Source organism: Micromonospora maris AB-18-032, assembly GCF_000204155.1.
GTDB classification, from domain to species: Bacteria; Actinomycetota; Actinomycetes; order Mycobacteriales; family Micromonosporaceae; genus Micromonospora; species Micromonospora gifhornensis.
Window position 1 is genome coordinate 4,062,825 of record NC_015434.1, and the last position, 18,322, is coordinate 4,081,146.

Annotated in this window: 21 protein-coding genes; 7 read left to right on the forward strand and 14 right to left on the reverse strand. The window is 71.1% G+C overall.

From position 1 onward, the window contains the following. Positions 1-12 precede the first annotated feature (12 nt). The 5 genes from tatC to VAB18032_RS17975 form a co-directional block, all read right to left on the reverse strand. Positions 13-963 (reverse strand): twin-arginine translocase subunit TatC, encoded by a 951-nt coding sequence (gene tatC, locus VAB18032_RS17955; RefSeq protein ID WP_013734301.1) that lies wholly within the window; start codon positions 961-963, stop codon positions 13-15. Between the two features lie 18 nt (positions 964-981). Further along, positions 982-1,269, reverse strand: a complete 288-nt coding sequence (gene tatA / locus VAB18032_RS17960; protein ID WP_013734302.1) for a Sec-independent protein translocase subunit TatA — start codon at positions 1,267-1,269, stop codon at positions 982-984. Between the two features lie 224 nt (positions 1,270-1,493). After that, on the reverse strand, positions 1,494-1,742 hold the full coding sequence (locus VAB18032_RS17965) for a hypothetical protein (RefSeq protein ID WP_013734303.1): 249 nt from the start codon (positions 1,740-1,742) through the stop codon (positions 1,494-1,496). 9 nt (positions 1,743-1,751) lie between these two features. Further along, on the reverse strand, positions 1,752-2,756 hold the full coding sequence (locus tag VAB18032_RS17970) for a helix-turn-helix transcriptional regulator (RefSeq protein ID WP_013734304.1): 1,005 nt from the start codon (positions 2,754-2,756) through the stop codon (positions 1,752-1,754). Positions 2,757-2,808: 52 nt separating this feature from the next. Beyond that, on the reverse strand, positions 2,809-3,855 hold the full coding sequence (locus VAB18032_RS17975) for a helix-turn-helix transcriptional regulator (RefSeq protein WP_013734305.1): 1,047 nt from the start codon (positions 3,853-3,855) through the stop codon (positions 2,809-2,811). Between the two features lie 289 nt (positions 3,856-4,144). Here VAB18032_RS17975 and VAB18032_RS17980 point away from each other — a divergent pair, with 289 nt between their 5' ends. Continuing rightward, the gene (locus VAB18032_RS17980; RefSeq protein ID WP_043721173.1) at positions 4,145-5,242 is read left to right on the forward strand and encodes a DUF3866 family protein; all 1,098 of its coding nucleotides are present in this window, start codon (positions 4,145-4,147) and stop codon (positions 5,240-5,242) included. A gap of 74 nt (positions 5,243-5,316) precedes the next feature. Here the strand turns inward: VAB18032_RS17980 and VAB18032_RS17985 are convergent, their stop codons facing one another. The 4 genes from VAB18032_RS17985 to rfbA all read right to left on the reverse strand — a co-directional run bounded on the left by VAB18032_RS17985 (position 5,317) and on the right by rfbA (position 8,497). Beyond that, entirely contained in the window at positions 5,317-5,502 is a 186-nt protein-coding gene (locus tag VAB18032_RS17985) for a hypothetical protein (RefSeq protein ID WP_013734307.1), read from the reverse strand. A 54-nt stretch (positions 5,503-5,556) separates the two neighbouring features. Further along, the gene (gene pafA, locus VAB18032_RS17990; protein ID WP_013734308.1) at positions 5,557-6,915 is read right to left on the reverse strand and encodes a Pup--protein ligase; all 1,359 of its coding nucleotides are present in this window, start codon (positions 6,913-6,915) and stop codon (positions 5,557-5,559) included. A gap of 71 nt (positions 6,916-6,986) precedes the next feature. After that, positions 6,987-7,601, reverse strand: a complete 615-nt coding sequence (locus VAB18032_RS17995; RefSeq protein WP_013734309.1) for a dTDP-4-dehydrorhamnose 3,5-epimerase family protein — start codon at positions 7,599-7,601, stop codon at positions 6,987-6,989. Beyond that, positions 7,598-8,497 (reverse strand): glucose-1-phosphate thymidylyltransferase RfbA, encoded by a 900-nt coding sequence (gene rfbA, locus VAB18032_RS18000; protein ID WP_043721179.1) that lies wholly within the window; start codon positions 8,495-8,497, stop codon positions 7,598-7,600. The genes VAB18032_RS17995 and rfbA overlap by 4 nt, the downstream gene beginning before the upstream one ends. Positions 8,498-8,583: 86 nt before the next feature. Between rfbA and rfbB the strand changes: the two genes are divergently transcribed. The 6 genes from rfbB to VAB18032_RS18030 are packed head-to-tail and all read left to right on the forward strand — an operon-like array spanning position 8,584 to position 13,863. Further along, entirely contained in the window at positions 8,584-9,585 is a 1,002-nt protein-coding gene (gene rfbB, locus VAB18032_RS18005) for a dTDP-glucose 4,6-dehydratase (RefSeq protein WP_013734311.1), read from the forward strand. Further along, entirely contained in the window at positions 9,582-10,466 is an 885-nt protein-coding gene (rfbD, locus tag VAB18032_RS18010; RefSeq protein ID WP_043724851.1) for a dTDP-4-dehydrorhamnose reductase, read from the forward strand. Before rfbB ends, rfbD begins: the two co-directional genes overlap by 4 nt. Next, positions 10,463-10,843 (forward strand): DUF2304 domain-containing protein, encoded by a 381-nt coding sequence (locus VAB18032_RS18015; RefSeq protein ID WP_013734313.1) that lies wholly within the window; start codon positions 10,463-10,465, stop codon positions 10,841-10,843. Before rfbD ends, VAB18032_RS18015 begins: the two co-directional genes overlap by 4 nt. Then, positions 10,836-11,537, forward strand: coding sequence for a glycosyltransferase family 2 protein (locus VAB18032_RS18020; protein ID WP_013734314.1), 702 nt, complete (start codon positions 10,836-10,838; stop codon positions 11,535-11,537). Before VAB18032_RS18015 ends, VAB18032_RS18020 begins: the two co-directional genes overlap by 8 nt. Continuing rightward, positions 11,534-12,838 carry a lipopolysaccharide biosynthesis protein gene (locus VAB18032_RS18025; RefSeq protein ID WP_013734315.1) on the forward strand — a complete coding sequence of 435 codons (1,305 nt, stop codon included), beginning with the start codon at positions 11,534-11,536 and terminating at the stop codon, positions 12,836-12,838. Before VAB18032_RS18020 ends, VAB18032_RS18025 begins: the two co-directional genes overlap by 4 nt. Further along, positions 12,835-13,863: a glycosyltransferase family 2 protein gene (locus tag VAB18032_RS18030; RefSeq protein ID WP_013734316.1), complete on the forward strand. Its 1,029-nt coding sequence runs from the start codon at positions 12,835-12,837 to the stop codon at positions 13,861-13,863. The genes VAB18032_RS18025 and VAB18032_RS18030 overlap by 4 nt, the downstream gene beginning before the upstream one ends. Before the next feature lie 225 nt (positions 13,864-14,088). Here VAB18032_RS18030 and prcA read toward each other — a convergent pair whose 3' ends face one another. The 5 genes from prcA to dop all read right to left on the reverse strand — a co-directional run bounded on the left by prcA (position 14,089) and on the right by dop (position 18,289). Beyond that, entirely contained in the window at positions 14,089-14,919 is an 831-nt protein-coding gene (gene prcA / locus VAB18032_RS18035; protein ID WP_013734317.1) for a proteasome subunit alpha, read from the reverse strand. A gap of 64 nt (positions 14,920-14,983) precedes the next feature. After that, the gene (prcB, locus tag VAB18032_RS18040; RefSeq protein WP_043721183.1) at positions 14,984-15,823 is read right to left on the reverse strand and encodes a proteasome subunit beta; all 840 of its coding nucleotides are present in this window, start codon (positions 15,821-15,823) and stop codon (positions 14,984-14,986) included. Then, positions 15,742-16,263, reverse strand: coding sequence for an endonuclease VII domain-containing protein (locus VAB18032_RS30850; RefSeq protein WP_232510821.1), 522 nt, complete (start codon positions 16,261-16,263; stop codon positions 15,742-15,744). The genes prcB and VAB18032_RS30850 overlap by 82 nt, the downstream gene beginning before the upstream one ends. A 186-nt stretch (positions 16,264-16,449) precedes the next feature. Further along, positions 16,450-16,665: a ubiquitin-like protein Pup gene (locus VAB18032_RS18050; protein WP_013734319.1), complete on the reverse strand. Its 216-nt coding sequence runs from the start codon at positions 16,663-16,665 to the stop codon at positions 16,450-16,452. Positions 16,666-16,771: 106 nt separating this feature from the next. Next, positions 16,772-18,289, reverse strand: coding sequence for a depupylase/deamidase Dop (dop, locus tag VAB18032_RS18055; RefSeq protein WP_013734320.1), 1,518 nt, complete (start codon positions 18,287-18,289; stop codon positions 16,772-16,774). Positions 18,290-18,322 lie beyond the last annotated feature (33 nt).

Sequence of the window (18,322 nt, forward strand, 5' to 3'; positions counted from 1 at the left end):
CCTCGACGACCGTCAGGTCACGTCGTCGTAGCGCCGCTCGATCGGCTTCGGTGCGGCGACCGGCTCCGGTGCCTCGATCGGGCTGACCGCCTCCACCGGCTGTCCCGCCGCCACCTGCTCGCGGTCGACCTCCAGCGGGGAGGCCTCGTCGTCGCCGATGCCGGCGTAGACCTCCTTGCCGCGACCCTTGCGCCGGTCGTTGAGGAACGCCACCCCGACCGCGATGAAGTAGAGCAGGCTGAGGCAGAGCGCCAGCAGCGTCATCCCGAACGGACCCGGGTCGGGCGTGGCCACCGCCGCGAACGCGAAGCAGATGAACACCACCACCCGCCACCAGCTCAGCAGCCGCTTGGCGCTGACCACCCCGGTGAAGTTGAGCATCAGCAGGGTGAGCGGGAACTCGAAGGCCACCCCGAACAGCAGGATCATGGTGGTGACGAAGCTGATGTAGCGGGTCACCTCGAGCTGCTGATCGGTGCCGGTGACGCCGGCCTCCATCAGGAAGGCCAGGCCCTTGTCGACCACGAAGTAGGCGAGCACCGCGCCGGCGGCGAACAGCGGCGCCGCGATCGTGACGAAGACGTACGCCCACTTGCGCTCGTGCCGGTGCAGGCCGGGCGCGATGAACGCCCACAGCTGGAACAACCAGACCGGGGCACCGACGATGAGCCCGATCCAGAGCGCCAGCTTGAGTTTGAGGATGAAGCCGTCGGCGGGCGCGAGCATCAGGAACTGTTGACACTCGCCGTCGACAGTCATGCCGGGCAGCCGGCAGTACGGCTGGGCCAGCAGGTCGAAGGCCGGCTGAGCGAGCAGGTAACCGACGATCAGCCCGACCACGATCGCCAGCGACGCCCGGAACAGTCGGGTACGCAGCTCGCGGAAGTGCTCGACGAGCGTCATCGAGCCGTCGGCGGCCCGTTCGAACTGGCTCGGGCCACGCTTACGCAGGGCGAAGGCCACGGTGGTCGGGCCCGTCGCTCAGTTGTCGCGGACGCGCTGCACCGGGTCGACGACCGGCTGCTGCACCGTGCCCTGGTACGGCTGCTGCTGCGGGGGCTGCGGCGGGAGCGGCTGGTAGCCGGCCTGAGCGTCGGCCTTACCGGCCAGGTCGCGGTCGTCGTCGTCGGCCAGGCTCTTGGTCTCGGCCTTGATGATGCGCAGCGAGCGGCCCAGGGAACGCGCCGCGTCCGGGAGCCGCTTCGCGCCGAAGAGCAGGATCATCACGACCACGAGTACGGCGATGTGCCAGGGCCTGAGGGCACCCATGTGAAGCTCCAGTCGCTTGTGTCAACGGGGGTGGTTCCGCAGCCCATCGTACGTGCGACACGGGCTGTTGCCACCCACCGGGGCGGTGGTGGATCCGTTCCGGCGGGTGAAGTCTCAGCCACCCGCAAGTGTCTCGTCAACTAGTTGACTCCGATCTTCGGACCGAAAGCCGGTCCCGCTGCGCGAACGATCGGCGTGGCGGCCCACATCCACAGCACCCCAGCTCAGTCGCCTCGGCGGGCCCTGATCACGGCGAGGCGACGCTGGGTCGTCTCCAGCCGCCCCTGCAATCCTTCGGCCCGCTGCTGGAGGCTCTCCGCGGCCACCCGCAACGCCGTCGCCTCGTCGGCCCGCCGTTGCAGGCGCACCGCGGCCCGACGCAGCTGCGGCAACCGGGCGAGCAGCGGACGGACCGCCAGCGCGAGGACGACCAACGGCACCAGCACCAGCGCGAGCACGATCCACTTCAGCACGGCGTCAGCCTACTGCCACGGCACCGTCGCCGCCGGGTCCGCGCCGGGCAGCACCGGCGTCGCGTACGCCTCCAGGGCCGCCACCGCCGTGTCCCGGACCTGCTCGGCCAGCTCCGCCGGAGCCAGCACGGTGACCTCCGAACCCAGGCCCAGCACGAACCGCCGGGCCCAGCCGAGGTCGGTGACCCGCAACGAGACCACCCACCGCTCGCCGTCGGACTCCACCCGCTCGCACGGGTAGTACTCGGTGATCCACCGCTCGCCCCGACCGATCCGCAACGTGATCAACGGCAGATCCGGCGAGGGGCGGAACACGCCCTCGCTGAGATCCTGGGGGCGGGCCTGCGGCGGCACCACGGCCGGCTCGTTCAACTCGGTGACCGCGTCGATGCGGTCGGCCCGGAACAGTCGTACCGCCTCGGCCCGCCGACACCACGCCTCGACGTACGCCCGACCACCGGCCATCAGCATCCGCAGCGGGTCGATCACCCGCTCGGTGGTCTCGTCGCGCGCCCGCGTGTAGTAGGTGATGCGCAACGCGCGCCCACCCTCCACCGCGGCCCGCAACTGCTCGACCCGGCGGGCGTCACCGGGCAACCGCACCTCGACCGGCGCCGCCACCAGGTCACCGCCGGCATCCTCGATCTTCGCGAGGGCCCGCTCGACGGCCTCCCGGTTGGCCACCCCGGGCGTCTCGGCCAGCATCCGCAGCGCGACGACCAGGGCGAGCGCCTCGTCCGGAGTGAGCCGCAGTGGCCGGTCGATACCCGCGTCGTAGGTGATGGTCACCCGGTCGCCGTCGAAGGCCATGTCGATGAGGTCGCCCGGACCGTAGCCCGGCAGACCGCACACCCAGAGCAGCTCCAGGTCCTCCCGCAGCTGCCGCTCGGTCACCCCGAGATCGCCGGCCGCCTCGGCGATCTCGATGCCGGGCCGGGCGAGCAGGTACGGCACCAGGTTGAGCAGCCGCGCCAACCGGTCGGCCGAGGTCCGCGTGCCAGCCTTCGCGCTCACCGGCTCAACCTTCCGTTCGCGACTGCGGGGCTCGCAAGCTCACTCCTCGCGCTCACCGGCTCAACCTTCCGTTCGCGACTGCCGGGCTCGCAAGCTCACTCCTCGCGCGTACCGGGACGGCGGGCGGGAGGTCGTGGTGGGCGGCGATCTCCTTGAGGCGCTGAATGACCGCGTCGCGCACCTCCGGTGGGTCCAGCACCCGCACCTCGGGTCCGTAGCCGACCAGGTGACCGGCGATCAGGTCCACGTCGGTGTACGGCAGGACCAGGCGGTCCGCCTCCGGCCCGAGAGTCGCCTCGACAGCCACCCGACGTAGCCCGGCGGCCCGCCCGGGGGCGACCAGCACGGTGGCCCGTCCGGCGTGTTCGGTCGGGCCGGACCAGCGGGCCACGTGGCTGATCAGGTCGACACCGACGGGCGGCTGATAGGCGCCCGGCGTACCCGTGGCGCGCACCTGGCCGACCACCCGGGACAGCCGGAAACAGCGGGTGGCGTCACGATCCAGGTCGTGGCCGACCACGTACCAGCGTCCCCGCCAGCAGACCACGCCCCACGGCTGGAGTCGACGGTGATCGGGTGCGTCCCGGTCCGGTACCCGGTAGTCGAAGCGGACCTCGCGCCGGTCCCGGGCGGCGGCGGTCAGCGGCGCGAACGCCGGATCGACGTTGACCATCGGTTCGAGCCCGAGGGTGGCATGGGGGTCCACGTCGACGCCGGCCGCGCGAAGCTTCGCCAGGCCGGACGACGCGGCGGCCGCCAACCCCGCGTGCTGCCACAGCCGGGCGGCGATGCCCACCGCGGCGGCCTCGTCGGGTTTGAGCGGAATCTCCGGAAGGGCGTACTCCCTGCGGGCGATCCGATATCCCGGCTCCGTGTCGAAGGCGCTCGCCGTGCCGGTCTCCAGCGGCACGCCCAACTCCCGCAGCTCGGCCTTGTCCCGCTCGAACTTGCGCTGGAACGCCTCGTGCTCACGGGCATCGTCCGGATCGTGCTCGTAACCGGGCACGGTCGCGGCGATCTGCGCGGCGGTCAGGAACCGCCGCGTAGACAGCAGACAGATCACCAGGTTGACCAGGCGTTCGGTGCGGCTGCGCGACACCCCGTAGACGCTAGCAGCCAACCCGCCCCACCCATGCACCCCCGCCGACACCTCAACCCCCTCCCTCATCCAACCCCGCCGATCTTGCACTTTTGGTCGCCGATTCACCCCTTTTGACACGTTATGCCCCGACCATAAGTGCAAGATCGACGGGGCGGTGGACGGGCGTGGGGGTGGCGGGGCGTGGGGGTGGTGGGGCGTGGGGGTGGCGGGGCGTGGGGCGTGGCGGGGCGTGGGGGTGGGGGTGGTGGGGCAGAGGGGTGGGGTGGGGTGGGTTAGCGTGCGGGGCATGGTGCGGTGGCGGGTGGGGACGGTGGCGGGGGTACGGCGGCGGTGGGCGGGGGCCGTGGAGTTGGATGTCACGCTCGTCGACGGGACGTCGATGCGGGCGTTGGCGTACCCGGAGCTGGTGGGCGTGCCGGAGGTGGGCGACCGGGTGCTGCTCAACGCCGGGGCGCTGCTGATGGGGTTGGGCACCGGCGGGTACGCCCTGGTCGTGGCGGTGCCGGACCGGCTGCCGCCGGATCCGCCGCAGGCACTCGACAGTCGCGACGCCGGCCATCTGGTGAAGGCCCGGTACACCCCGCTGCAGCCGATCCTGCTCGGCGTCGACGAGGAGGCGTCACCGCATCACGAAGTGCTGGCCACCGCCGAGGATCTGGGCGGCCTGCCGGTGGTGACCGCCGACCTGCACTCGGCGCTGCCGGCCATCCTCGCCGGCATCCGCGCCGACGCCCCGCAGGCCCGGGTGGCGTACCTGCTCACCGACGGTGGGGCGCTGCCCGCCTGGTTCTCCCGGACGCTGTCCGCCCTGCGCGACGAGTTGGTCGGCACGATCAGCGTCGGGCAGGCGTTCGGCGGTGACCTGGAAGCGTCGACGCTGCACAGCGGTCTGCTCGCCGCCCGGCACGTGCTGCACGCCGACGTGGCGGTGGTGGCGCAGGGCCCGGGCAACCTGGGCACCGGTACCCGGTGGGGCTTCTCCGGCGTGGCGGTGGGCGAGGCGGTCAACGCGGTCGCCACGCTGGGCGGCCGGCCGGTCGGCTCACTGCGCATCTCCGACGCCGACCCTCGGCCGAGGCACCGTGGCGTGTCGCATCACAGCCTGACCGCGTACGGCCGGGTGGCGCTGGCCCGCGCGGAGCTGGTGGTCCCCGACGGTCTGGACCCGGCGCTGGCCGCCGAGGTCGACGCCGCGCTGACGCCGCTCGTCGACCGGCACACCGTGCTGCGGGTGGACACCGCCGGGCTGGACGCCGCGCTACGGCGCAGTCCGGTGCCGCTGTCGACGATGGGCCGCGGGCTCGACGCCGATCACGCCTACTTCCTGGCCGCCGCCGCGGCCGGTCGGCACGCCGCCCGCCTGCTCGGCAGCGGCACGGCCTGAGCTGACCGGGCGTACGTGTTAAAAGGGGGCCCCTGCTCTACCGCAGGCGTTAATAAGGTGCCCTTCCTTACACCTCAGGCGAGGATGATCAAGGCGAGCCAGGCGCCGACGATCAGTGCCAGCGCGGCCGCCAGCACCCAGGTCGGGACGGTGTACTCGCCTCGGCGATTGCGCTCGATCTCGGCGCGGACCTTGTCGCGACGGCGTTCGAGCCAGCCCTGCCGCTGGGCGCCGGGGGTGGGAGGTTCGGAAGGAAACATGGTCCGGCCAGCCTACCCGGGCCCGTCCGGAGCGGACGGGCCCGGTGCAGCCGGTCACATGCTGGCGATCAGCCGCTCGACCCGCTCGTCGTACGCCCGGAACGGGTCCTTGCAGAGCACGGTGCGTTGCGCCTGGTCGTTGAGCTTCAGGTGCACCCAGTCGACGGTGAAGTCCCGCCGCTTCTCCTGGGCGTGCCGGATGAACTCCCCGCGCAGCCGGGCCCGAGTGGTTTGGGGCGGCGTCTCCTTCGCCTCGAAGATCTCCGGGTCGGTGGCCACCCGGTCCACGTCGCCGCGCCGCTCCATCAGGGCGTAGAGGCCCCGACCCCGACGCAGGTCGTGGTAGGCGAGATCCATCTGCGCCACCCGGGCATGCGACAGCGGCAGGTCGTGCTTGCGCTGGTAGCGCTCGATCAGCCGCAGCTTGGTCACCCAGTCGATCTCCCGGGAGACCGGTTCCAGGTCGCCGGTCTCCACCGCCCGCAGCACCCGGCCCCACAGCTCGACCACCCGCTTGGCGGTCTGGTCGCCGCCCCGGCGCTCGACGAACTCGGTCGCCTTGGCCAGGTACTCCTGCTGGATCTCCAGGGCGCTGATCTCCTTGCCCGAGGCCAGCCGCACCTTCCGCCGGCCGGTGATGTCGTGCGACACCTCCCGGATGGCCCGGATCGGGTTCTCCAGGGTGAGGTCGCGCATCACCACCCCGGCCTCGATCATCCGCAGCACGATGTCGGCGCTGCCGACCTTCAGCAGCGTGGTGACCTCGTTCATGTTGGAGTCGCCGACGATGACGTGCAGCCGGCGGTACCGCTCGGCGTCGGCGTGCGGCTCGTCGCGGGTGTTGATGATCGGACGGCTGCGGGTGGTGGCCGAGGAGACCCCCTCCCAGATGTGCTCGGCGCGCTGCGACAGGCAGTACACCGCGCCCCGTGGAGTCTGCAGCACCTTGCCCGCGCCACAGATCAACTGCCGGGTGACCAGGAACGGGATCAACACGTCGGCCAGCCGGCCGAACTCCCCGTGCCGGGAGACCAGGTAGTTCTCGTGGCAGCCGTACGAGTTGCCGGCCGAGTCGGTGTTGTTCTTGAACAGGTAGATCTCGCCAGCGATGCCCTCGTCGTGCAGCCGCTTCTCCGCGTCGATGAGCAGCCCTTCCAGGATGCGCTCACCGGCCCGGTCGTGGGCCACCAGGTCGATCACCGAGTCGCATTCCGGGGTGGCGTACTCCGGGTGCGAGCCGACGTCCAGGTAGAGCCGAGCGCCGTTACGCAGGAAGACGTTGCTCGACCGGCCCCAGGACACGACCCGGCGGAAGAGGTACCGGGCAACCTCGTCGGGGGACAGCCTGCGCTGTCCGCGGTAGGTGCAGGTGACGCCGTACTCGGTCTCCAGACCGAAGATTCGCCGTTCCATGATGAGACATTAGCCGTACGGAGCCCCGATTCGTCACTGTCGTGACACGTACGCTTGCCGCGTTCGCGACGTCAGCACCCGTCGGGCGCCTCGGCGTCCAGCTCGGCGGCGTACCGTCGGCACGTCTCGTACTCCGGCAGCAGACCTGCCGCGCGCACCTGCGCCAGGTTCGGCGCGGCGGCGTCGCGGGCGGACAGCAGCGGTGTGCCGGTCGGCCACTCGATGCCCAGCTCCTCGTCCAGCGGATGCACCGCATGCTCGGCCGTCGGGTTGTAGGTGGTCGAGCAGAGGTAGCTCAGGGTGGCGTCGTCGGTCAGCGCGCAGAAGCCGTGGCCGAGCCCTTCGGCGAGGTAGACCGCCCGCCGGTCCACGTCGTCGAGGCGCACGCTCTCCCACTCGCCGAAGGTGGGCGAGCCGACCCGCAGGTCCACCACCACGTCCAGGACCGCGCCGCGCACACACGTCACGTACTTCGCCTGGCCGGGTGGCACGTCGGCGAAGTGGATGCCGCGCACCACGTGGCGGGCGGAGACCGACAGGTTGCCCTGGGCCAGCCGCAGCGGATGACCGACCTCCTCGGCGAGCCGGTCGAAGCGGTACCACTCCAGGAACAGCCCCCGGGAGTCGCCGTGCTGCTGTGGCGTGATCTCCCAGGCGCCCTCGATGCCCAACTGTCGCAGCTTCATCGCACCTCTCCCGGGCTGATCAGCTCGTGACGCTCACCGGCGAGCAGGTCGAGCAGGTAGTCGCCGTACCCGCTCTTGGTCAGCGGCTCGGCCAGGGCCCGCAACTGGTCGTCGTCGATGAGCCCGGCCCGCCAGACGACCTCCTCGATACAGCCGATCTTCATGCCCTGCCGTTCCTCGATCACCCGGACGAACTCGGCGGCCTGCATCAGCGAGGTGAAGGTGCCGGTGTCCAGCCACGCGGTGCCCCGGTCCAGGACGGTCACCGACAGCTCACCCCAGCGGCGGTACGCCTCGTTGACCGCGGTGATCTCCAGCTCGCCCCGGCTGCTGGGAGTGAGGCCACGCGCGATCTCCACCACCCGGTTGTCGTAGAAGTACAGGCCGGGCACCGCGTACCGGGACCGGGGCTGGTCCGGCTTCTCCTCGATCGACAGCACCCGGCCGTCCGGGGCGAAGTGCACCACCCCGTACGCCTGCGGGTTCGCCACCGGGTAGGCGAAGATCCGTCCGCCGACCGGGTCACCGGCGGCGGCGAGCTGTCGACCGAGACCGACGCCGTGGAAGATGTTGTCGCCGAGGATCAGCGCCACCCCCTCGTCGCCGATGAAGTCCGCGCCGAGCACGAACGCCTGGGCGATGCCCTCCGGTCGGGGCTGGGCGACGTACTCCAGCCGCAGCCCGAACTGGCTGCCGTCGCCGAGCAGTCGCTGGAACTGGGCCTGCTCATCCGGCGTGGTGATCACCAGGATCTCGCGCACCCCGGACATCACCAGGGTGGAGAGCGGGTAGTAGATCATCGGCTTGTCGAAGACCGGCATCAGCTGCTTCGACACCGCCCGGGTGATCGGCCACAGCCGCGATCCGGTGCCACCGGCCAGCAATATTCCACGCACCTGGGGAGCGTACCGACAGGTGCCGCAACCGGCACGCGGGCGCGAGCGGAGGCGAATGCGGGTGTTTCGCGTAGACTTCCGGACCCGTGAGGATCCTGGTCACCGGCGGCGCCGGCTTCATCGGTTCGGAGTACGTGCGCATGCTGCTGGGCGCGCCCGGGGGCAGCGCCGAGGGGGTGCCCCCGATCCAGCCGTCCCAGGTGACGGTGCTCGACGCGCTCACCTACTCGGGCAACCGGGCCAACCTGGCACCGGTGGCGGACGATCCCCGGCTTCGGTTCGTACACGGTGACATCCGTCACGCCGAGGTTGTCGACGAGGTCGTCGCGGGGCAAGACGTCATCGTGCATTTCGCCGCCGAGTCGCACGTCGACCGTTCGATCTCCGGCGCCGGGCCGTTCGTCTGCACCAACGTGCTGGGTACGCAGACACTGCTCGACGCCGCGCTGCGGCACGGGGTGCGTCGATTCGTGCACGTCTCCACCGACGAGGTGTACGGCTCGATCGCCGAGGGCTCGTGGACCGAGGACTGGCCGTTGGCGCCGAACTCGCCGTACTCGGCCTCGAAGGCCGGCTCCGACCTGCTCGCCCTGGCCTACCACCGCACCCACGGCCTGGACGTGGTGGTGACCCGCTGCTCCAACAACTACGGCCCCTACCAGTACCCCGAGAAGGTCATTCCGCTGTTCGTGACAAATCTGCTCGACGGCCGGACCGTGCCGCTGTACGGCGACGGCGGCAACGTGCGGGACTGGCTGCACGTGCACGACCACTGTCGGGGCGTGGCGATGGTCCAGCAGGGCGGGCGGGCCGGCGAGGTCTATCACATCGGCGGTGGCACGGAGTTGACCAACAAGGAGCTGACCGGCCGGCTGCTGCAGGCGTGCGGCGCGGACTGGGACCGGGTCACCCTGGTCGCCGACCGCAAGGGCCACGATCGCCGCTACTCGCTGGACATCAACAAGATCAACAAGGAGCTCGGGTACGCGCCCACCGTCGGTCTCGACGACGGGCTCGCCGACACCGTCGACTGGTACCGCGACAACCGCTCCTGGTGGGAGCCGCTGCGGAAGGCGTCGGCCGGATGAGATTCCTGGTGACCGGTGCCGGCGGGATGCTCGGGCGGGACGCCGTCGAGGTGCTCGCCGGCCACCCCGACCACACGGTGACGGCCGTCACCCGCACCCAACTCGACGTCACCGACGCGGCCGCCGTCGCCGACGCGGTGGCCGGCCACGACGTGGTGCTCAACGCCGCCGCGTGGACCGACGTCGACGGCGCCGAGCAGGACGAGGCGGCGGCGACCGCGGTCAACGGCGCCGCCGTGGCCCATCTCGCCACCGCGTGCGCCACCCACGGCGCATACCTGCTGCACGTCTCCACCGACTACGTCTTCGCCGGTGACGCCGACACCCCCTACCCGGAGGACGCGCCGACCGCCCCGGTCAACGCGTACGGTCGCAGCAAGCTGGTCGGGGAACAGGCCGTGCGCCGGTTGCTGCCCGACCGTGGCCACGTGGTGCGTACCGCCTGGCTGTACGGCACCCACGGCCGCAACTTCGTCACCACCATGCTCGGCCTGGCGCAACAGCGCGACTTCCTCGACGTCGTCGACGACCAGCGCGGCCAACCCACCTGGTCGTACGCGCTGGCGGAGCAGTTGGTCAGGCTCGCCGAGGCGGCCCGGGACGGCCGGGCGCGGCCCGGCATCTGGCACGGCACCTGCACCGGCGAGACCACCTGGTACGGCCTGGCCCGGGCGGTGTTCGCCCTGCACGGGCTCGACCCCGACCGGATCCGACCCACCACCAGCAGTCGGTTTCCGCGTCCGGCCGCGCGACCGGCGTACAGTGTGCTGCGGCACGGCCGATGGACCGAGGCCGGCCTGTCCCCCCTGCCGGACTGGCACACCACGCTGACCGAAGCGTTCACCCCCGCCGCTCCACCCTCCCCGTGGAAGGTCGCATGAAGCTCACCCTGGTCACCGGCCTGACCGGACTCGTCCTGCTGGCCACGATCGTCGAGCTGTTGCGCCGGCGGCAGCTGCGGGAGAAGTACGGCATGCTCTGGCTCGGGCTGCTGTTCGTGGTGATCCCGCTGTCGCTGTTCCCCCGGCTGCTCGACGGCGTGGCCGACCTGGTCGGCGTGGCCTCCGGCGTCTCTCTGGTGCTCTTCCTCGGCATCGTCTTCCTGCTGCTGGTCTGCATCCACCTCAGCTGGGAGGTCAGCGCCCTGGAGGAGGAGACCCGGACATTGGCCGAGGAGTTCGCCCTGCTCCGCGCCGAGGTCGAGGCCGACCGGGCGGAACGGGCCGACCGGCAGGAACTGGTGAGCCGCGATGGTTAACGGCAAACGACTGCTCGTCATCATCCCGGCGCTGAACGAGGCCGGTTCGATCGCCGACGTGGTCCGCGAGATCCGAGGCGAACTGCCCGGCGTGGACGTGCTGGTCGTCGACGACGGATCGGCCGACCGTACCGCCGCCGTCGCCGCCGCCGCCGGTGCCCGCGTCGCCCGGCTGCCGTACAACCTCGGGGTCGGCGGGGCGATGCGGCTGGGCTACCGCTACGCCCACGACCACGACTACGACGTCGCGGTGCAGATCGACGCCGACGGACAGCACGACCCCCGGTACGTGCCGAAGCTGGTGGACCTGCTCGACGACTACGACCTGGTCATCGGGGCCCGGTTCGCCGGGGAGGGCGACTACGCCGTACGCGGACCGCGCCGCTGGGCGATGGGCATGCTGTCGATGGTGCTGTCCGGCCTGGCCGGCACCACGCTGACCGACACCACCTCCGGGTTCCGCGCCGCCAACCGCCGCATGATCGAGATGTTCGCCCGCTGGTACCCGGCGGAGTACCTCGGCGACACGGTCGAGACGCTTGTGCACGCCGCCCGCCGCGGCTACCGCATCCAGCAGGTCCCGGTGGCGATGCGACGACGGATGGCCGGCACCCCCAGCCACTCCCCCGCCAAGGCGATGATCTACCTCGGGCGGGCGCTGGCGGTCCTCACCCTGGCGCTCATCCGCCGGTGATCCGCCGACTGCTCCGCCTCGTCCCACCCGGCACCGTCCCCGTCGGGGCCGGGCTGGCCCTGGTGGGGGTGGCCTCGTACGTGCATCTGGCCGTGGCCGGGCACACCCTCACCCCCGGCGACTACTCGTCGCTGTCGGTGCTCTGGTCGATCGTCTTCACCGTCGGCATCGGCGTGTTCCTGCCGGTCGAGCAGGAGGTCGCCCGGCTGGTCGCCGCCCGGCGTACCCGTGACCTGCCACCGGGCCCGGTGCTGGCGCGGGGCGCGACCGTCGCCGCCGCCGTGCTCACCCTGCTCGTCCTGGCCGTCACCGCCGCCACGGACACCCTCGCCGAGCGCCTCTTCGACGGCGACCGCGCCATGGTGGCCACGCTGGTCGGCGCGCTTGTCGCGCTGGCGCTGGCGCACACCACCCGTGGGGTGCTCGCCGGGCTGGGCCAGTTCACCTGGTACGGCAGCCAGCTCGGGCTCGACGGTGGGCTGCGCATCGGCGGGGTCACCGCCCTCGCCGCGGCCGGAGTCGACTCTCCCGTGGCGTACGCCCTCGTGCTGGTCGCCGCGCCGCTGCTGGCGGTCGCCCTCACCGCCCCGCCGGTGGCCCGCGCCGTCGGGGGCGGGACGCCGATGCCCTGGCCGCCGCTGCTGCGCGGACTGGCCCTGCTCACCGTCTCCAGCCTGTTGTCGCAGGTCGTGGTCAACGTCGGTGTGATCAACGTACGGCTGCTGGCCCCGGACGACGTCGCCACCGCCGGCGCGCTGCTGTCGGCGCTGGTGCTGGTCCGCATCCCGCTGTTCGTCTTCGGCTCGATGCAGGCCGCGCTGCTACCCGGCCTGTCCACCGCCGCCGCCACCGACGACAAGGCGGCCTTCGGCGGTCTGCTGCGGCGCGCCCTGGCGGTCGTCACCGCCCTGGGCGTCGGCGGCGGAGTGCTGACCGTGCTGCTCGGGCCCTGGCTCGTAACCGCCCTCTTCGACGCGCCGGCGATCCTCGGCCACGGCGACTTCGCCTGGCTCGCCGTGGCCACCCAGGCGTACCTGTGGGCGATGGTGCTCGGCCAGGCGCTGCTGGCCCGCGACCGGCACCGCGCCCAGGCGGTGGCCTGGACCCTCGGCGTCGCCGCGCTGGCCGCCGCGACCCTGGCCCCGCTGTCGGTCGCCCTGCGGGTCGAACTCGGCTACACCGTGGGCTCGGTGGTGGTCGCCGCCGTCATGCTCGCCCTGCTGCGCCGCCGTCGTCAGTCCGATCCGAACCCACCCGTCGCGGTGACGCTGCCCGCGACCGCCCCCGGAGGTGTCCGATGAGCCCGGCCCGAGTGACCGCGGTGATGCTCGCCTACGGCCCCGAACCCTGGCTGGTCGACGCCGCACAGGCGGTGCTGGCCAGCACCGGAGTCGACGTGGAGCTGATCGTGGTCGACAACGGGTGCACCAGCGACGGCATCGACGTGGTCAAGGGCCTGCCCGGCGTACGGGTGATCCGCCCGGAGCAGAACACCGGCTTCTCCGGCGGCTGCAACCTCGGCGCCGCCGAGGCCGGCGGCGACTGGCTGGCCTTCGTCAACTCCGACGCGGTGGTCGCCCCCGACGCGCTCGCCAAGGTCACCGCGGTGGCCGCCGAGCCCGGCGTGGGTGCCGCGATGGCCTCCATCCGCCTCGCCGACAACCCCGAGCTGATCAACACCTCCGGCAACCCGCTGCACTTCACCGGCCTGTCCTGGGCCGGCGGCAACGGCGAGCCGGCCGCCGCCCACGCTCGCCGCACCGCCGTACCGTCGCTCAGCGGCTGCTGCTTCGTGATCAGCCGGGAACGCTGGGAGGAGTTGGGCGGCTTCGCCACCGAGTACTTCGCCTACCACGAGGACACCGAACTCAGCCTCCGGCTGTGGCACCGTGGCCTACGGCTGGAGTACGTGCCCGACGCGGTGGTCCGCCACCACTACGAGTTCTCCCGCAACGCCCTCAAGCTCTACCTGGTAGAACGCAACCGGCTGGTCACCCTGCTCACCGCGTACCAGGGACGGACCCTGGCGCTGCTGGCACCGATGCTGCTGCTCACCGAGGCCGCCATGCTCGCCGCCGCCCTCGCCGGCGGCTGGGGCCGACAGAAGGTACGCGGCTGGGCCTGGCTGTGGCAGCACCGCACCTGGGTACGCACCCGCCGCCGCCAACTCCAGTCCGAACGCACAGTCGGCGACGGCACCCTCGCCCACCTGATCACCGCCCGGGTGGCACCGTCGAACGTGGACGCCCCACCCGGAATGGGCGTGTTCAACGCGATCGCCGCCGCCTGGTGGACCCTGGTCCGCCCCCTGCTCGCCCGCCCCTGACCCACCCCGGCCCGCTCACCCCTCGAGACGGCGCAGTCCGTGCATCAGCGCGCGGAGGGCCGAGTCGAGTTCGTGGAGGGTCGGGTCGGGCGTACGGCCCGGTCTCGGTGGGTGTTGGGCCGGGCAGGTGGACCGACAAAGGGTGCGGCGCTCGGCAGCGGAAAGCTGCCGAGCGCCGCGCAGAGCGTGGTCGGGCCGAGTCGGATCGGCCGGACCGGGGTGGGGTCAGGCCTCGGACGGGTTGCCGGGCTTGTCCTCCAGGTCGGCCGAGCCCGCCGAGGTGGTCGGCTTGTGGGCCTCCTCGGTCGGCGTCGTCGGGGTCTTCGCCCGGTCCTCGTCGGCGGCCTCACCCGCCGCGCTGCCGTCGAGCAGCGCGGTCAGCGCCGCGCCGGTGATTCGCCGGAAGGTACGCCCCACCCGGCTGCGGTCCAGGACCGCCACCTCCAGCTGGTTGGCGGCTATCGTCCGGGCGGCACCGCCCTCACCACCGACGCTGCTCAGCGCCTGAACCGCCACCTTCACCGCGTCGCCGAGCGACATGTCCGGCTGGTGGTGCGACTTCAGCACCCCGGCGATCGCCTCGGACTGGCCACCCATCGCCATCCGGCCGGGCTCGTCGTTGACCGAGCCGTCGTAGGTGAGCCGGTACAGCGAGTCCTCCTCCGGCGTGGCCCCCACCTCGGCCACGCAGATCTCCACCTCGAACGGCTTGGACTGTTCGGTGAAGATGGCGCCGAGGGTCTGCGCGTACGCGTTGGCCAGGGCCAGGCCGGTGACGTCGCGCCGGTCGTAGCTGAGGCCGTTCAGGTCGGCCATCCGCACCCCGGCGCGGCGCAGGTTCTCGAACTCGTTGTACTTGCCGACCGCGGCGAACCCGATGCGGTCGTAGATCTCACTGACCTTGTGCAGGGTGCTGGAGAGATTCTCCGCAACGAAGAGGACCCCGCCGGCGTAGCTCAGGACCACCGCGCTGCGTCCCCGGGCGATGCCCTTGCGGGCCAGCTCGGAACGGTCGCGCATGATCTGTTCGGGCGAGGCGTAGAACTGCATGGCCACGGCGGCGGCTCTCCTTCAGGCGCTGTGCTGGGCAACTGCGATCAGGTGGGATTGCGGGACCGGCTCAGCCGCCCGGGTTTTCCATCCGGCCGGCGACGACGCTCTCGGCGATCGCCGACGTCTCCGCGTCGGTCAGCCGGTGCGTCCCCTCCGCCGTCGCGGTCATCACCACCGGGTAGATCCGCCGGGTCAGGTCCGGGCCACCGGTGGCGGTGTCGTCGTCGGCGGCGTCGTAGAGCGCCTCCACCGCCAACCGCACCGCGTCGTCGATCGACAGGCCGGCCCGGAACCGCTTCTTCAACGCCGACCGGGCGAACAGCGAACCCGAGCCGATCGCGTCGTAGCCGGTCTCCTCGTACGGGCCGCCGGTGACGTCGAAGCTGAAGATCCGACCGGCCCGGGCCGGGTCCTTGGCGGCCAGGTCGAACCCGGCGAACAGCGGGATCACCGCCAGCCCCTGCATCGCGGCGCCGAGGTTGCCCCGGATCATCGAGGCGAGACGATTGGCCTTGCCGTCGAGCGAGAGCATGGCGCCCTCGATCTTCTCGTAGTGCTCCAACTCCACCTGGAACAGTCGCATCAGCTCGATGCCGATGCCGGCGGTGCCGGCGATACCCACCAGCGAGTACGCGTCGGCCGGGTGCACCTTCTCGATGTCCCGCTGGGCGATCAGGTTGCCCATGGTGGCCCGCCGGTCGCCGGCCATCACGACGCCACCGGCCGCGGAGATGGCCACGATCGTGGTGGCGTGTGGGGCGAGGTCGGCGGCCATGCCCGGGGGCAGCGGCCGGCGGCCGGGCAGCATCTCGGGGGCCACCTTGCTCAGAAACGACGTGAAGGAGGACGTCCCCGCGTTGGTGAACACATCTGGTAGACGCCCGGATGGATCAAAACCCGCTGCCACGTGGTTCCTCTCAGATACGTGATGGCCCTGGCCAGCCTCATGGGACTGTCACGGAACTGGCCAAGACCACCGTTGCAGTTGAAGCAGAGTATCCCGCGCACCCACCCGGTGGCATGATCGTGGTCCACATGTTCCGGATCGGGGTCACCGCACACCCCGCAAACCCCACCCTGCTCGGCCAACAGCTCGTCGAACTCCGCCTGCCCGATGCCGTAGCGACGCCGCAGGTGGTACTCGCGGGTCCCACCGTAGAGCCGCTGCTTCGTCTCATGCGTTCGGGTGTTGTGGCAGGGCTTGCAGTAGGTGGCGTAGCCCGAACTGTCGGCGCGGTTGCGGGGAAACGCGGCAAGCGGTTTGACGCTGCCACAGTCCGCGCAGAATCGGTGCCCGTCAGGCACCTCTCGGGCTGGCTTCACTTCCCGGCCATGCTGAAGCTTCACCCGTTTGGCGTAACTGGCCTTCGACCGGATGTTGAAACATGGCTTGCAGTAGCTACCTCGACCATTGGGACGCTTGCTGTTCGAGCAGAATTCCTCAGGTGCCTTCCACTGACCGCAGTCACGGCAGCGAAGCTGACCGCTTCCGTCGTACCGCATTCCCGCCATGTCCAATTTAAGCCGGTATGATCACTGGCCTCCTTTTTGCACGTATCCTCTCACGAACTCTTCGGCGTTCTCCTCAAGGACGGAGTCGATCTCGTCGAGCAGGTCGTCGACGTCCTCGGTGATCTCGGCGTGCCGCTCGGCGACCTCCGGGTTCGCCTCGACGGTGACGTCCTCGACCTCTTCGCCCTGGCGGGACTTGCCCGACTGCGACTGACCGCCGCTGTCACGAGTGGCCACTGTTGCCTCCTCCACGATCTCCCTGCGATGAACTTACCTCGCGGGAGCGACGAATCCCTCACGCGCGCCGGTACGGAAACCGCACACGGCGACAACCACCGGCCACTCAGCCGCCGGTCAGGCTCTCCAGCAGGTCCTTGGCGCTGGCGCACCTGTCGAACAGCGCCCCGACATGCGCCCTGGTGCCGCGCTCCGGCTCCATCATCGGCACCCGCACCAGCGACTCCCGGCCGACGTCGAAGATGACCGAGTCCCAGCTGGCGGCGACCACCTCGGAGGCGTACTGCGCCAGGCAGCGGCCCCGGAAGTAGGCGCGGGTGTCCTCCGGCGGCTCGGTCATCGCCGAGCGACTCTCCTCGTCGCTGAGCAGCGTCTTCATCGCGCCCCGGGAGACCAGCCGGTGGTAGAGCCCCTTCTCCGGGCGCACGTCGGAGTACTGAAGGTCGACCAGTTGCAGCTTGTGCGAACCCCAGGCGAGCTTCTCCCGCTCCCGGTAGCCCTCCAACAATCGCAGCTTGGCCACCCAGTCGAGTTCGTCGGCGCAGAGCATCACGTCGCGGCCGAGACGGTCCAGCACGGACTCCCAGCGGTCCAGCACGTCGGCGGTCTGTTCGTCGACGTCGCTGCCGTAGCGGTCCTCGACGAAGGCGCGTACCCGCTCCAGGTAGGCCCACTGCACGTCCAGCGCGGTGAGCCGGCGGCCGTCGCGCAACCGCATCCGGTGGGTCAGCGACGGGTCGTGGCTGACGGCACGCAGCTCACCGACCGGGTCGGCGATGCCGAGGTCCGCGCCGAGCGCCTTCTCCTCGATCATCGTCAGGATCAGCGCGGTGGTGCCGACCTTGAGGTACGTGGAGATCTCCGAGAGGTTGGCGTCGCCGATGATGACGTGCAGCCGGCGGTACTTGTCGGCGTCGGCGTGCGGCTCGTCCCGGGTGTTGATGATCGGCCGCTTCAGGGTGGTCTCCAGCCCCACCTCGACCTCGAAGAAGTCGGCTCGCTGGGAGATCTGGAAGCCGTTCTGGCCGCCGTCCTGCCCGATGCCGACCCGGCCGGCGCCGCAGACGATCTGACGGGTCACGAAGAACGGGGTCAGGTACGCCACGATGTCGGCGAACGGCGTCTGCCGGCGCATCAGGTAGTTCTCGTGCGCGCCGTAGCTGGCGCCCTTGTTGTCGGTGTTGTTCTTGTAGAGGTGGATCGGTGCGGTGCCGGGAATGGTGGCGGCCCGACGCGCGGCCTCCGCCATCACCCGCTCCCCCGCCTTGTCCCAGCGGACCACGTCACGCGGGTTGGTGACCTCCGGAGTGGAGTATTCGGGGTGGGCGTGGTCCACGTAGAGCCGAGCCCCGTTGGTGAGAATGACGTTGGCCAGCCCGAGATCCTCGTCGGCGAGCGCCTCGGCCGGGTCGTACACCGCACCGGAGTAGGTGAAGCCCCGGGCGTCGCGCAGTGGCGATTCCTCCTCGTAGTCCCAGCGCGCCCGACCGCCCCGGTTCAGTTCCGGGCGGGCGCCGTAGGCGTTCACCACCTGGGACGAGGTGACCATCGGGTTGGCCCCGGCCTGACCGGGCACGGAGATGCCGTACTCGACTTCGGTGCCCATGATCCGTCTTACGCTCATCGACCTACCCGCTTCGCTTGCCCGACCGATCCC